We start from the raw sequence: 13,947 nt of genomic DNA, 5'->3' as shown, positions 1-13,947 counted from the left end.
ATGTTCAATCTGGCTGATCTCGTGACACCGCTCGCAACCAGCGAATTTCTCGCAGGCCCATGGCCCGAGCAGGCCTGGTGGAGGAACAGCTCACCGACACAAGCCGCAGTCTTCGAAGACATCCCAGAGCTTGCCCACGCGCACAATGTGCTGACGTCCGCAGGATCTGTCCGCGTCTTCTTCGGGAACGGCGACGTGCAAACGGTCCCGAGCGGCAAGACGGCGATCAGCCACTACGAAGCCGGCCGCACCTGCTTCATCCGCAGCGACTACATTCCGCAGCTCGCCGCCTACACCGATCAGATCACCGCCGACCTGGGCCTGCCCCAGGGATCCATGCACACCGAGATCTTCTGCTCCAAGGGCGACAGCGGCGCCACCATGCACAGCGACTACGACGTCAACTTCGCCCTGCTTGTGCGAGGAAACAAGCGCTGGCGACTCGCTCCCAACCACCACATACGAAACCAGGTCGGGCAGTGTTTCCCTGAAGGCTTCGAGGAGCCCGACAGCATCAGTCGGAGGCTCGCGGACCGCCTGCCGTTCCCCTCCTCCATGCCCAAGGACGCCGAGGAGATCGAGGTGACAGCGGGCGGCCTGGTCTTCGTACCACGAGGCTGGTGGCATGAGACTGAATCTCGCGGAGAGTGCCTCCAAGTCAACTTCGTCGTCAAGCGCTCCATGTGGCTGACCGTTCTGACCAGGGCTATTCGTAATACCCTGCTCGCGCAGCCGGACTGGCGCGCCTACGCTCTCGACGTCTTCGCCACAGACGGCAGGCAGGAGAAAGCCCTCGACACACTCGCTGGGCTTCTCCCTGGCCTCCGGGACGAGCTCGACAAGATTCTGAGCTCCGACCCACGTGAGGGTGCCCGGCACATCCTCGAACTCTCAGGCCTCGAGCCCGTCATCACGACACCCCAAGACTTTGTCGACCGAACGGTCTAGCGAGAACACCGTGCCTACGCGCTGGAGAGGCGGGGCTGGCTGGTGCGGGAGGAGAGCGGCCGGTTCACACCCGAGCCGGGGCCCGGGTTTGTCGGTCGGGGCGTTTCTCCGGCCAGCGCGGGGCGTCCCCAGCCACGCGCCATGACAGCCTGATCACGGCGACGCACAACACCATCTGGGCGTGGTGATCGGCGCGGCGATGCCGACGACCTCGACGGCGTCGCCGCCGCCGTCATGCTTCACGCCGTCCGCCCGGTCGGCGGTCTGCCGATCCTCGACGGCACGGGCCTAGCCGCTCTTCCCGGCCGGGCTCTCGATCACCTGCGGCGGCTGCGGAAGGCCGGCCGGTGGACCGACTGCGACGACATCGAGACCGCTCTGGGGAAGGTCTCCGCAGCCACCGAGGCCCGGGCTCAGGGCGCCACGCTCGGCCCGTTCGGCTGGGTCCACTCCGAGTTCCACCCCACGAGCATCCACATCGCGGAAGAGGGCCTCCATCTCCTCGACTTCGCCTGCGCCTTCACCGGCCCCGGCCTGATCGACCTCGCCTCGTACCACGGCACCACCGGCGACCCGGACCCCGCCCGGCTGAGGGCACTGCTGGAGCAGTACGTCAGCGCCGGCGGGCACAAGGACACCCTCGCCACCCGCGACGGCCTTGCCGCCGAGGCGTGGGCCCTGGGCTGGCACCGCCTGTGGGCTGTGGAGTGGTTCATGGAGCAAGCAATCCGCTGGATCAACGCCCCCGTCAAGGACCCCGCCTACATCGCCGTCGTCCACCGCCACCTGGACGACGTGGTTCATCTCCTGGAGGTCTAGGTGCACGCCCAGGTCTCCCCCTGGTACGCCCACGCGGCCCAGCGCCTGGCCGCCACCGACCCCGCCCAGGTCCTCGCACCTCCCGGCCGGATGGAGTGGAGCACCCACCGCGGCCTCGGCCCCGGCGCGGAGATCCTCGGCCACTGCCTGAGCGGCAAACGCTTGATGGAACTGGGCTGCGGCCCCGGCCACAACGCCGCCCACCTCGCCCAGCGTCACCAGGCCCACGTCACCGGCATCGACCTGGTCGGACTCCAGATACAGCGCGCACGCTCGCACTACGGCCACATCGACGGCGCCGCGTTCGCCGCCGGGCATGCCCTGCACCACCTCCAGGCCGCGAGCGGGAGCTTCGACGCCATCTACTCGGTCTTCGGCGCCGTCGGTCTGACCGCCCCGGAACTCCTGCTCGCCGAAGTCTCCCGCCGCCTGGTCCCTGGTGGCGTCCTGGCCTTCTCCGTGCCTCACCCGGCACGGGCAGGAAGACATCCAGTCGCGGACGACCAGCCGCGCGAGGACTACGTCACCATGCCCGACCGAACCCACATGCCGATCGCCCGCTGGGAGTTCGACGCCGCCCGCTGGGCTGCGCATCTGTCACGGACCGGCCTGCGGATCGACTCCGCCGTCGAGCTGCGCCATCCACTGCTCGACGCGTGGCCGACCACCCTCCTGATCACCGCCCGCAAGAGCTGACCGACGGAGACACCGATGGCCCTGCCCTACCTCCTGCTGGACATCGACGGCGTCCTCATACCCTTCCCGGCTGCCGACGGCACCACCCCGCCCACGCACGTCCGCCACACCGTCCAGCCCACCGGACACACTCCCGTGCCCGTCTGGCTCAATCCCGCCCACGGCCCGATGCTCACCGGCCTCCTCGCCGCCGGCCTCGTCACCTCGATGTGGTGCACCAGCTGGCGCCAGGACGCCCCCGCCATCGTCGGCCCGCTCCTCGCGCTACCCGCGTTCCCGTACCTCGACCTTCCCCGTCCCCAGATCACCACCAGTCACCCCGACGGCTACCTCTGGAAACGCGACCACGTCGACGCCTGGCTCGGTGAAGCCCCTGCCGTGTGGATCGACGACGACTTCACCCCTCTCGACCACGCCTGGGCCGCGGAGCGGACCGCCCGCGGCTACCCCACGCTGCTCGTCCAGCCGGACCCGCACGCCGGTCTGGAGCCCGAGCACCTGGAGCAGGCGGCCGCATGGGCCACCCGGCTCGTGGTCACGAAGGCCGCGTGACGAACCCCTGGGCGGCGAGGTCTTCGGCCATCGCCCACTGCCTCACGCGGTCGATCGTGGCGTCCGGCGATGGCGCGGTCGCATGCACGACGAACTCCGCGTAGGCCGGATGGTCGATCGGCAGCGCGGCGAGCGGGTGCTCGCGCAGTCGGGCCACGAGGTACCCGGCGGCGAGCAGGTCGCGGGACTTGTCGATGTCGATGTCGTGCTTGTCGGCGTGCCAGTAGGAGCCGTCGTACTCGATGACGAGCGACCGTCCGGCGTCGAGTTCGACGGTGATGTCGACCAGCCAGTGCGTACGCCGGACGAAGGCGTCGTGCCGCAGGGACCGCCCGGAAGCCGCCGCACCGAAGGCGAGGACCGCGGCGGCGTGATGGTCCAGCTCGACCTGTGACTTGCCGTGCTCCCGGCACTCGGGACACCCGCTGCCGCCGGTCCGCGAGGCCAGCGAGGCGGTCCAGACGTGCTCGGGGTTCGTCGAGCAGATCCAGGCCGGCACGAACGGCGTCTGCCCGGTCGGGCGGACGTGCCACGCGGAGAGCGGGTTCGCCGGGGACCACTCGGCGGCCATCTCCGGGAAGTGGTAGCCCAGGGAGTCCAGGATCGTGCGGCAGTCCGGGCAGCGCAGCCGCTGCCCCTTGTCACGCTGCGCCGGAGTTTCCTGCCACTCATGCCCGCAGTCCGGATCGAGCCACCACACGGTCTTCCTCGACCGGGGAGACGTCTTCGCCAGCTGGACGCGCCCGTTCTTCGACGGGTGCCACTGCGAGGCGATCTCCGCACCCATGCCGTAGACGGTCGGATCCGCCTCGGCGGCGGCCAGCCGCGTCTCGCGCGTGTCCTGGGCGCGGCAGGACGGACAGCCCGCCGACAGGTAGGTGTGCGGGGACAGCCGGGGATGGTGCCCCTGCGGGCAGCGGAACCGGCGGAGCGGGCCGGAGCCGGCGACCGTCACCATCCTCGGGTCCGCCTCGTCGGCCCACGCAGCGAGCAGCTCCGGGATGTCCGCGACCGGCGTCACCTCGTACCGCTCGTACTCGGCCTGCCACTCGGCACGGCGCTTCAGCTCGCAGTCGGGACACTCGCAGGTTCCGGCCATGTCCAGGACCCTCTTGGTGAACCGCAGCCCGCAGTCGGGGCAGCGCCATGACACCTCCCGGCGGGCCCTGACCGTGACGGTCTCCCAGTCCGCGGACGCGTTGCGCTCGTGGTCCCACCACTCGACGGCCGAAAGCCCGGAGTCCTTCAGCAGATCGCGCGCCGGCGTCGAGGCCGGCTTCGTCGTCTGCCGGGCGCGGTTCGGATTGGTCTGGCACCGGCATCCGAAGGCGATGTCCCCGAGGCGCTCGGCACTCAGGCGCTCGCAGTACCGGCACCGGACGTGATGCGGATCCTCTGCCAGTGACGGCACGGTCAACGGCGCGAGGTAGTCGTACCCGTTCTTCTCGGCGATCTCACGCGCCACCGCCTCCGGTACGGGGGTCAGATCGGCGTACGCGCCCCTGACCAGGCGGTCCTCCTCGGCCCACCGCCTCCAGTAGCAGGCCCTGCACGTCGCCTCCCCGATCGCGTTCTTCTCCACGGTGTACGCGAACCGGTAGTGCGCCTCCACCCCGCAGGCCAGGCAGCGCGTACCGCGCCACGCGGTCGGCTTGGTGAACGGCTCCAGGGGCTCCAGGCCGCCCGTGCGCAGCATCGCCGTGATGTGTGCGTCGCACCAGGCGTCTCGTGAACGGGTCCGGTAGGCGGCCGGCTGCGGGCAGTCCGGTTCGGAGCAGAGCTGAACCGGCGTGCGGGGCGAAAGAGAACTCACGTACGAATCCTCCCATGCGAGGAATCCCTCGCTCCGATACGGAGCACCCGTGCAGATGCCTCGCGCCCGCGCCGCCGGAACGACACTCGAAGCTCGTTGCTTCCGCTTCAGCAGCGCAACGCTACCGAGCTATTCGCTGGCTAACTTTCCTCGGTTCGAAGCAACTTGCCTGTACACAACTTGCGTCACGGGCACGGCCATTCGGACCTTCCGCTAGCTTTCGGACGCGAAGTGGCCACCCAACAAGCCGATTTTGCTGGCCGATTGCGCTTCGGCTTCGCTTGCTGCCATGATCCTTCTGGCACTCGTTTCGCGTAGGCCGGATGCCAGCAACCGTGGACAAACACAGGCCGGGGAGGGTGTGTTGAGTACCAGCACCGAAGCCCAGCCGATCCTGTCCAAGCTGAAGAACCTGGCGGCCGCGGAGAAGGCCGGCAAGGAGCAGGCCGACGCCCGGGCACTCCAATTGGAGCGCGCCCTTGCGGACGCTCGCGAGGCTCAGCGCGTGAGGGCCACACGGCACCTTGCCGCGGAAGCCGCGGTCACCGCCGCGGAGGACTACTTCACTCAGCTCGCCGCCACCGCCGGCACCACGGCGGAGGACACCCCGTCCGACGCCCGCGCTACCGAGTCGGCGACGGAATGGGACAGGAACGCGGACGCGTCTGCACGTCCCGTCAACGATCTGATTCTCGACGTGCTGGAGCTGGGACAGGTCACGCCTCTCGCCTCGATCTACGAGGGAGTGCAGCGCGTGCGCCCCGGAACGTCGGGCGGCGCGATCCGTGGGCAGCTGACGAACCTGAACCGGCGTGGCGTCGTGGAGATCGTCAGCCGCGGCGTCTACCGACTGCTCGTGATCCCGGAGGGCTACCAGGCGCCGACGTAAACCATCAGACGCATCAGCCTCTTGACGCGCGAATGGGGCACCGCAGGAATAACTTGGCGGTCTTCCTGCGGCGCCCGCGACGCGTCAGCTGAGGGCCCACGCATCGGGCAAAACCATAGAGCATGACGTACCGCTCACGCATCGTCATGCCCTCGCCCATGTGTCGGCTCTCTGGGGCTATTTCAGCAGATTTCCCTATGAAACCGAGGGCCCACCATGATGTTTTTCTCAGCCTCCGGCCGCGAGAGCCTCGCCGCTTCGCGACCCGCACCGTACGGGGGCACGCGATGAGTTCCTCCGCGCAGCGCGACACCGAACGCATACTCCCCTCCGAGCGGCTCATCCCGCGCCGTCAGCTTCTGATGATCGACGCGATGGCGCAGGCCGGCGGCACCACGCTGCCCGCCATGCCGCCGCAGGACATCGCCGGCCTCGTCGGGGTCTCGACCAAGACCGTCACGCGGTCGACCTCGTTCCTCCAGCACACCGGACTGCTGCGAGCAGAGCACCGGTCCTGGGCGCTGACCGAGCTCGGCCACGAGCTGGCCAGGCTGCGTATCGCCGATACGGCCCGCGCCCGGCTCCTCCTGCGGGACCACTGGCAGGGGCGCTGGTTCCACACGCTCGCCCTCCAGCAGCTGTCGTCAGGTCCCATGGAGGACCAGAAGCTGGCCAGCGCCCTGGCCGCCGGACTGCCCGGCCCCGTCGAGCGCGGGCTGTTCCTGACGGAGTGGATGACCTACGCCCTCCTGCTGGACCGGGACGAGAACCAGCGGTTCGTCCTCCCCGTCGAACGGGACACGCCTCCGCGCGCGCCCCAGTCTGAACAGGTCACGGCCTTCAGCGTCCTCGATCCCCTGCTCACGACCCCCGACGAGCAGATCGCGGCCCTGCCCGACGACGACTTCATCGCCCTGATGGGCGCCTACAGGACCGTCTTCGCGGCCCTGACATCCCAGCCCTGACGCGCGCCGCTCACCCTTCCCGAGCCGTCGAAGTGGCCGCGGACGCCTGAGGCGTCCGCGGCCCACGCTCCGGCCGGCCAAGGGCCCTGCCGCGCGTTCCCACACCCATCGCCCCGTGAGCGCCGCAGCGCGCCGGCCCGTGGCGCTGCTCCGCCCTGCCTGGGCGTCGTCACTCTTCCACCCTTCTGCTGTTGCCGAGGAGATCTCCCATGCCCAAGGTGTTGCATGTATGGAACATCAGCGTTTCGGTCACCCCTCCCTGCCCGCGCTCAGGCCCTGCAGAAGGAAGGTGCGCCCCCGTCACGCTGACGCCTCCTCAGCGAAGGGATCTCATAGTGGGCAGTGACCTCTCCCTCACCCACGCGCTCGACCGCGTCCAGGACTCCTGGCAGTCCATGGCCGCCCACGGCGAGTTCACCGAGCAGACGCTCGACAAGTTCGAGCTGCTCCTGAAGCGCTTCGAGCGTTACACCCAGCTACGCGGCGCCGTGATCCTGGAAGACATCACGCCCGACCTCGCGGAGGACTTCGTCACCGCACCCGGGCGCAGTCGTCACGGCCATGTGAGCAACGCCGCCGCGGCCACGATGCGCCTTCGGCGCTCCGTCCTGCGTACTGCCTACCGCACGCTGCGCGAACTGAAGCTGACCGACGCCGATCCGGCCCGGGACATCGAACTCCCGGCCCGCGCTGTCGGCGGCGTGCGTCCGCTGTCCGATGACGAGGTGATCGATCTGCGCCACCATTCCGCCTTCATCACCCGTCCCAGCCGGCACGGCGCCGCCGCCGCGCTCGCCCTCGTCGGCGGACACAGCGGCGAGATCGGCCACATCCGCGTGAAGGACCTCGATGTGCCGGGGCGGCGCGTGTGGATGCACGGCTCGACCAAGACCGATCCTCGCTGGTGCCCGCTGGACGCCTGGGGCCTCAACGTCCTGACCAGCCGCGCGGCGTTCGTCACCGCCCGCCAGGTTCGGCCCGACTCCGCCCCCAACGCCCGTCTCGCCGTCTCCGACCGCCACGCCTCCGACGCCTCTTTGCAGGCCCGGGCCTGCGTCGCGCTGGCCGACCTCCTCAAGCGCATCGGGCTCGGCGGCGACGAAGACGTCAAACCGGCCTCCATCACCGCGTGGGCCGCAGTCGCCGAGTACGAACGCACCGGTCGCGTCGAGGACGCCGCCCGGCTCCTCGGGCTGCGCTCACTAGACCGCGTCGCCGCCCTGATCGACTACTCCTGGCGCACAGCGCACCCCGGCGGCGAGGACGGCCAGGAGGCGGACTGTGCCTGAGGACATCTTCGGCGATCCTCTGCCCCAGGAACTGCGCACCAGCAAGAAACGCCAGCTCAGCGACAAGAACCAGCGCAACCAGGACCAGCGCATCACGGACTGCCTCGACTACCCGCTGCTCTACGAGATGGCCGAGTTGCTGCCCCCGCCGAGCCGCGTCGGCTGTCCCCGCCAGTACCCGCCCCTCATCTACCTCATCATGTCGACGCTGATGACCGTGACCCGCTCCAAGCGCTCCGTCATCGGCACCCTCGACGGAAAGCAGTGGCGCTCCGTCCGCGCTTCCGTCCGGCGTCATGCCGGACGGACGGCCGCCGCGCTCCTGCCCGTCACCCCGCCCAGCCGCAAGCAGTACGAGTACGCCGAGCTGAATCTCCTGGCCCCCAGCATCGCGCCGCTCCAGGAGCTTTTCGAGCAGTACGCCACCCGGCAAGCACTCCATCAAGGCCTCTTCCCGCCAGACGCCCCACACATCTGGTCCAGGCCTGAGCGGCGACAGCTGCTCGTCGGCGACGCCACGGTCCCCAAAGCGCCGTCCAAAGCCGAACACGCCTACACCGCCGATACCGTCACCGGCGAGATGCGCCGGCGCCACTTCGACCCCGCGGCCCGCATCTACTACGAGAACGGCGAGAAGGAGAAACGTATCGCCCGCGGCACCAAATGGTTCTTCGCCTCAGCCCGCGACGACGGCTACTGGAAGCGCGTCATCCTCTCCGTCCGCCACGTCGCCGGCGGCGAATACGAAGACGAAGCCGCCGTCGCCGTACGGACCTTCAGCGAACTCAGCCGCGACCTGCCCGGCTGCATGGGAGTCGTGTACGACGGCGCGTTCCGCGGCACGCACCGCGACGCTCTCGCCCGCCTCGGCCTTCTCGTCGTCAACAAGCAGCACGGCTCGGTCAAGCCCCGCTCCTACGAGCTCCTCCGCTTCGGACGCTGCCGTCACGATCTGTGGTGCGACCAGGGCCGCATCGCCGAACGCGTCCTCCTCGACGACGGCACCAGCACCCTCATCCCCGTACCCGTCACCCGCCTCGAACACCGCCAAGGGCTCAGAAAGTCACGCTGGTACCACCTGCTGGCCATCCCCTGCTGCCACGGCACCCACAGCCACCGCGTCCCCGTCGGCATCACGACCACCCCCGACGACCGCCTCGGCACCGACCCCGACACCGGCCGCCGCCTCAAGAGCGACGTCGAACGCGACTTCCACCGCGCCGAGCACCTCCAGCAGATCCCGGAACCCACCCTCGCCCACCAGAGGGTCTACCCGTACCGAAGCGATGCGGAGTCCGTCCACAACCAACTCGACAAGAGCCTGTGGAACGAACGCATGATCTCTTACGGCCTCGAACGCCAGAACGTCTTCATGCTCGGCTTCGCCCTCGCTCAGAACGCCACGAGCCGCCGCATCCACCAGGAACCGCCATCAGCCCCACCCGGTGGCAGGCGGGCGCAACAGCGGCCGCCCGCGCTCCTGACACGGGCCGTCACGAAGGAGCGCTCAGGCAGGCCCGTCGCTGCCGCCAGGTGCTGACGGCAGCACGAAGGGAAGAAACGCCAGACGGATCTCCCGGCCATCGTCATGCGCTGAGCTGAAGACGAAGTCGTACCGTCCGTCACCCTCGACCGGCATCCCGCGAAGGCAGTGGGGGTACCGGCCGATCTCTTCCGCCGCCTTACGGATGATCTCGCCCGGGTTCCCGTCACGGATGAACAGCAGGAAGGCCGCTTTAGTGTCCCGCCACACGAGATACCGGCCCAGGAGCTGTTCGTCCAGCGCCTTGGTGATCGCCTTGGCCCCCTTCCAGTTCTTGCATTCCGCGATGAAGACGTTCCGGTCGCCTGCGCGGATAAGGATGTCGGTCTTGCCGCCCCCGTTGAAAACCTCTCCGGCCGCCTGCCCCTCGAAGTGGGTGTTGAGCGTGAACAGCAGCTGGTTGCGGATGTCCTCCTCGCTCATCTTGGCGGCGGTGGGCAGGCTCCGTTCCAATCCGTTGCGGAAGCGTCCGATGATCTCCAGCGCCGCTTCATAGTCCGCGGACAACAGTTCCGGCTCCAACGCGAAGGGCCCGGCTGCCTGTGGCCGGGGACGGGCGATGATCCTCCGCCGGGCAACGGGAACGCCGTGCAGCGGCGCTCCGTCCCGTTTACGGACCGGGAAACCCAGCGCCGCTTCCATGTCCCTGTCGGCGACCAGCTTGTCCCTGCGCTCCGCAACGAGCCGCTGAGCCCTCTCCCTCAACCCAGCGTTGTGGGGGTCGATCAGCTCCCTGGCCCAGCCGAGGTGCTTCTCGATCTCGTCGAGCTCTTCCTCGAACCGCCTGCGGGCGGCGGCGATGTCGCCCGATGCCCCTGTCCAGCCGATCCGGAGCTCGTCCTCCAGGACCGTGGTGTACCAATCACGCATCGTCCATCGACTCGGCCGGAACATGAAGACGCGGTACTCGCCCTCGAAGGGAACAGTGATCTGCAACACCGTGAGACGGCGCTCGTAGGGACGCCCTGCTATGTCCTCGACGAGGGTTGTCGTCTCATCGACGGGCAGCTGCTGGATGGCCTCGCGGTCCAGCCGTGGCATGGACACAGCGTGGCGGTCGACGAGGTAGTCGACGACCTCGGTCACCGATGTACGGAGGAACGCTTCGGCCGGCCAGTCGAGCACCGCGTTCTTCAGCGCGGCCATCTCCGTATGGAGGACCTGCCGGAGGTCCGCCTCACCGAAGAGCGTGGGCCGCCAGAAGGACATGTCTCTGATCGCCATACCGGCATTCTGGCTCCCGCCACTGACACGGCACGGCGCGTAACCCACGAAGCCCTCAGGCGACGCCAGAGGCCCGAAACCGCTCGCGGTCGTGTACCCGCCGACCCGCCTTGGAACGGAACGGTCAAAACGACTGCTGTCAGCACCCCGCCCTGCACGAGCTCAGCGAGCACCAACCCTAAAACTCCACAGGTCAGCGGGGTGCTCCTCACCCCGCCCTACCTTGCAGGGGCTGTTCAAGAGCCCATACGGACGCCCATCCGCTACCCTGTTCCCTGGTCGGCCGTTGGCGTCGCTCCTGTCGGGCAGCAATGTTGCCCAGCAGGGTCTGCACCGCATCTGACCAGCAGGCTTGGTTTCCTCGCCGAAGATCCACTAGCTGGGTTTTCTCCAAGGTTTTCTCCAAGCCTCCGCCTTCGTAGCTCAGGGGATAGAGCACCGCTCTCCTAAAGCGGGTGTCGCAGGTTCGAATCCTGCCGGGGGCACCAGGGAAAAGGCCACCTACGGATCTCCGTAGGTGGCCTTTGACATCCACGCCTGACATCAACGGCAACGGTCAGGGACGGCCGGGACGCCTCTTGAGCAGCCGATCCATGTGACTGAGGGCCTCGCGCTGGCAGCCCGCTCGGCTGGGCCGTCGAGATCACGAAGGCAGCAGAGGCGACAGACAGGATCGCCGTGGAGCTGTTCTTCGCCCTTCTGGATGAGTTCAAGGCCGAGTACGCCCCTGGGGCGCGGTAAGAGTTTCCCTACTTCATCAAGGCACCCGCCGCGCACGGCGCGGCGCGCGCGGCCCGTCGCCCGGGCCTGCGCTCCTGTCTCCGCCCCGCTCCAGCCCGGCCGCCGTCCGCACGCCTGACAGCTCGGGTTGATGGGCGACGAACCCACGATGCGGCCGAGGTGGTACGCGAGCGCGGCTCAGGACGATGCCTCCGGCGGGGGCGCTCAGGCTCCGGGATGGGAGAGGACCGTACGCGGGTGCCGGCCGGTGGGGGTGTAGTGGTGGGGACTCCCATCCCGCCTGCCGTCGACCCAGGCAGAGCCGAGCAGACACGGCACCGGGCCTGCTCCACGGTGTGTGGGTCGACGGCAGACGGGATGGGAGTTGGCGGAAGCCGTAGTCGCGAAAGGTGGCCATGCCGTCTGGCGTCAAGGCTGGAAGGTGTAACTGAACGAAGCCATTCCCTTACGTCCGGTCTACTTCTATGATCACGACATGCTGGGGGCGGGCGATTGCACTGACGAGGCTGCGGAAAAGATCTTGAGCGCGACCGTGAACGCGCAGCTCAATGCACCTATCCGCTGGAAGCCCAAGAGCGTGCGCAAGGATGGCCGAGCATCGCAACTCGAAGGCAACGTCCCTGTGCGCAGCGATCTATCGGACCGCTTTGACCTGCTCTTTCGCATTAAAGTCGATCTAGCGTGGGAGTACACGCTGATCTTGCGCCATCTGCCCAGCGGTGTGAACGTCCGGCGATTGGATGTCCGAGGAACCCACAGGGATCGGACGGGTGAGGACTACATCTGTCGTACTCACAAGCATCGCTGGAGCGAGGCTAGAGGCAACAAGGATGTGTACGAGCCCACGGACATACGTCACGATCCGGCGGTCCCGGCTGATGCGACGCTCGAGGCTTTGGAAGAGGAGTACCGTCGGGTACTGCTCGATTTCATGGGTGAGTGCAACATCACCGTCGAGGCCGGGTACAACTGGGTTAGCCCCCCAGCGTCACCCGAGACGCTACCGCTAGAGGGATTGGAGGAGTACCCGTGATCAGGGACGACCTACTGCCCTCTGAGGTCCGTGATCAACTTCCTGGGTGGTCGATAGCACCTGGCGGGAAGCCCGGAACCGTCGCACTAACTGGTGGACTCTTCTTGAGTGACGGGGACGGGGTCACTGTGCTGGTGAGGGTGGTCGGCCAGGAGATCCTTGCGAGTGATGCCGGCGTAGCCGCCATGCGTCTGATGGACGCAGGTGTCGATCTGAGTTCCGGACGTGCTGGCAAGGCATGGGACGAGATCCTGGACGGCTACCACCTCAAGGAGATCCACGGGCGGATCACAGGCCGACGTTCCATCCACTGCGCTAGCGCTCTGGTGGCCGACATCGCGGGCGCTGTTCTGTCGACAGACAGCCTGAAGTGGTTGGCGCAAGGAGGCCGTGAGAGCCCACTGGAAAGGTCTCTTTACGCCTTCCTCAGTTCTGCTCACCTCAAGTACCAGAAACGGCCGTCTGTAAGGCTTCCCCGAGGGGGAGAGGTACGTCCGACAGCACGCGTGACCGCCCCCAGGCGCGAGGTCCTCGTGCAGGCGGCAGCTAGTAAGCAGGCAGCCGAGCACGCTCTCGTACTTGTGCAGCAGCTCTCGCGCGCTCGTTATTCGCCGGATCAGAGGTTTGTTTTGCTCAGCGGCAGTGCCGACGACTGGAGTCCAGATCAGTTGGATCTTCTAGCAGACAACACGCCCGTGGGCTTCGCCTCAGACATGCGGATGGTGGATCTCTTCTTGAAGGAAGGCAAGGAGCCGCCGCGACTTTGGGCTCAGGCTGCTGCTGAATGAGGTGTGGCCGTGCCACTTTCGTGCCAAAACGCGCGGGGAGCCACGGGGAACGAGGGGCGTTTACGGGCCCTGAACCTCGGTCAGCTCTCGCAGCATCGGTGCAGGTCAGGTGCAGGCTCGCCCTCCCGCTCTCCTAAAGTGGTTGTCCAGCGCACTCACCGACTCCACACCCGTTGGAACTCTTGGGCCGGGATGGCTTCCACCGGGTCCTCTTCCGGGTCAATCGCTTGGTCCGTCAGGAAGCCGTGTGCGTCCTCCAGGCACTCCCAGCTGTACCGATGAAGCATGCCGGCCGGAGTCAGCTCGGCCTGCTTGATGGCGACCAACTCGCCACGGTCGGGTACGGCCTCGAAGTACCACAAGCCGCCTTCCTCGTCGACGTGGCGGAAGTGGTGTCGCATGGTGGCCCCTTCGTCAAGGGATCGGAAGTACGCCACGCTCTCCGCCTTGATTCGCTCCAGGTCAACCATGGGATCATCGTGCCAGCGAGCGCGCATGGTTGCACCGTTCTGACATCCAGAGGTGACATCAACGGCCCTGGACGCCAGCACCCCTAGAGCGTGTCTCTTTGATCAGTTGATCAGTTGATCGGATGTGTCTGTCCGATTAGTGATCACTGATGCGATGTGGGACCGGATCGAGCCGCT

The 13,947-nt window shown here is 67.7% G+C and carries 12 protein-coding genes, 1 tRNA gene and 1 pseudogene; 11 read left to right on the top strand and 3 right to left on the bottom strand.

The genetic code is table 11. The features are described 5' to 3' along the window. The 4 genes and pseudogenes from ACF09E_RS30705 (at position 1) to ACF09E_RS30690 (ending at position 3,015) form a co-directional block, all read left to right on the top strand. A complete protein-coding gene (locus ACF09E_RS30705) occupies positions 1-948 on the top strand; it encodes a cupin-like domain-containing protein (RefSeq protein WP_392208844.1) in 948 nt (315 codons plus the stop codon). Positions 949-1,146: 198 nt separating this feature from the next. Continuing rightward, positions 1,147-1,767: pseudogene (locus tag ACF09E_RS30700) on the top strand (phosphotransferase); the annotation flags it as partial. Further along, positions 1,768-2,463: a class I SAM-dependent methyltransferase gene (locus ACF09E_RS30695; RefSeq protein ID WP_392208842.1), complete on the top strand. Its 696-nt coding sequence runs from the start codon at positions 1,768-1,770 to the stop codon at positions 2,461-2,463. Positions 2,464-2,478: 15 nt separating this feature from the next. Then, on the top strand, positions 2,479-3,015 hold the full coding sequence (locus ACF09E_RS30690) for an HAD domain-containing protein (RefSeq protein WP_392208840.1): 537 nt from the start codon (positions 2,479-2,481) through the stop codon (positions 3,013-3,015). On the opposite strand, the gene ACF09E_RS30685 is transcribed toward ACF09E_RS30690, so the two are convergent. Continuing rightward, complete coding sequence (locus ACF09E_RS30685; RefSeq protein WP_392208838.1) at positions 2,999-4,828, bottom strand: zinc-ribbon domain-containing protein; 1,830 nt, start codon at positions 4,826-4,828, stop codon at positions 2,999-3,001. The genes ACF09E_RS30690 and ACF09E_RS30685 overlap by 17 nt on opposite strands. A gap of 364 nt (positions 4,829-5,192) precedes the next feature. Between ACF09E_RS30685 and ACF09E_RS30680 the strand changes: the two genes are divergently transcribed. The 4 genes from ACF09E_RS30680 (at position 5,193) to ACF09E_RS30665 (ending at position 9,511) form a co-directional block, all read left to right on the top strand. Further along, positions 5,193-5,717: a hypothetical protein gene (locus ACF09E_RS30680; RefSeq protein ID WP_392208836.1), complete on the top strand. Its 525-nt coding sequence runs from the start codon at positions 5,193-5,195 to the stop codon at positions 5,715-5,717. Between the two features lie 287 nt (positions 5,718-6,004). After that, positions 6,005-6,682 carry a hypothetical protein gene (locus tag ACF09E_RS30675; RefSeq protein WP_392208834.1) on the top strand — a complete coding sequence of 226 codons (678 nt, stop codon included), beginning with the start codon at positions 6,005-6,007 and terminating at the stop codon, positions 6,680-6,682. 335 nt (positions 6,683-7,017) lie between these two features. Next, entirely contained in the window at positions 7,018-7,971 is a 954-nt protein-coding gene (locus ACF09E_RS30670) for a hypothetical protein (protein WP_392208832.1), read from the top strand. After that, a complete protein-coding gene (locus tag ACF09E_RS30665) occupies positions 7,964-9,511 on the top strand; it encodes a hypothetical protein (RefSeq protein WP_392208831.1) in 1,548 nt (515 codons plus the stop codon). Before ACF09E_RS30670 ends, ACF09E_RS30665 begins: the two co-directional genes overlap by 8 nt. Here ACF09E_RS30665 and ACF09E_RS30660 read toward each other — a convergent pair. Next, entirely contained in the window at positions 9,479-10,738 is a 1,260-nt protein-coding gene (locus tag ACF09E_RS30660; protein WP_392208829.1) for a hypothetical protein, read from the bottom strand. The genes ACF09E_RS30665 and ACF09E_RS30660 overlap by 33 nt on opposite strands. 412 nt (positions 10,739-11,150) lie before the next feature. Between ACF09E_RS30660 and ACF09E_RS30655 the strand changes: the two genes are divergently transcribed. From ACF09E_RS30655 to ACF09E_RS30645, 3 genes are all read left to right on the top strand, one after another. Continuing rightward, positions 11,151-11,226: transfer RNA gene (locus ACF09E_RS30655), tRNA-Arg, on the top strand. Positions 11,227-11,954: 728 nt separating this feature from the next. Further along, positions 11,955-12,512 carry a hypothetical protein gene (locus ACF09E_RS30650; RefSeq protein WP_356543042.1) on the top strand — a complete coding sequence of 186 codons (558 nt, stop codon included), beginning with the start codon at positions 11,955-11,957 and terminating at the stop codon, positions 12,510-12,512. Further along, a complete protein-coding gene (locus tag ACF09E_RS30645) occupies positions 12,509-13,300 on the top strand; it encodes a hypothetical protein (protein ID WP_392208827.1) in 792 nt (263 codons plus the stop codon). The genes ACF09E_RS30650 and ACF09E_RS30645 overlap by 4 nt, the downstream gene beginning before the upstream one ends. Before the next feature lie 155 nt (positions 13,301-13,455). Here the strand turns inward: ACF09E_RS30645 and ACF09E_RS30640 are convergent, their stop codons facing one another. Beyond that, on the bottom strand, positions 13,456-13,770 hold the full coding sequence (locus tag ACF09E_RS30640) for a hypothetical protein (RefSeq protein ID WP_392208825.1): 315 nt from the start codon (positions 13,768-13,770) through the stop codon (positions 13,456-13,458). Positions 13,771-13,947 lie beyond the last annotated feature (177 nt).

This window comes from Streptomyces sp. NPDC014891 (assembly GCF_043081085.1).
Classification (GTDB): Bacteria; Actinomycetota; Actinomycetes; order Streptomycetales; family Streptomycetaceae; genus Streptomyces.
The sequence above is the reverse complement of the archived record's forward strand: the minus strand, read 5'-3'. Positions and strand labels throughout refer to the sequence as shown.

Bases quoted from the DNA above. Each gene is read 5' to 3' on its own strand.
- ACF09E_RS30705 (WP_392208844.1), top strand. From the start codon at position 1: ATGTTCAATCTGGCTGATCTCGTGACACCGCTCGCAACCAGCGAATTT.
- ACF09E_RS30640 (WP_392208825.1), bottom strand. From the start codon at position 13,770: ATGGTTGACCTGGAGCGAATCAAGGCGGAGAGCGTGGCGTACTTCCGA.
- ACF09E_RS30660 (WP_392208829.1), bottom strand. From the start codon at position 10,738: ATGGCGATCAGAGACATGTCCTTCTGGCGGCCCACGCTCTTCGGTGAG.
- ACF09E_RS30650 (WP_356543042.1), top strand. From the start codon at position 11,955: ATGCTGGGGGCGGGCGATTGCACTGACGAGGCTGCGGAAAAGATCTTG.
- ACF09E_RS30675 (WP_392208834.1), top strand. From the start codon at position 6,005: ATGAGTTCCTCCGCGCAGCGCGACACCGAACGCATACTCCCCTCCGAG.
- ACF09E_RS30690 (WP_392208840.1), top strand. From the start codon at position 2,479: ATGGCCCTGCCCTACCTCCTGCTGGACATCGACGGCGTCCTCATACCC.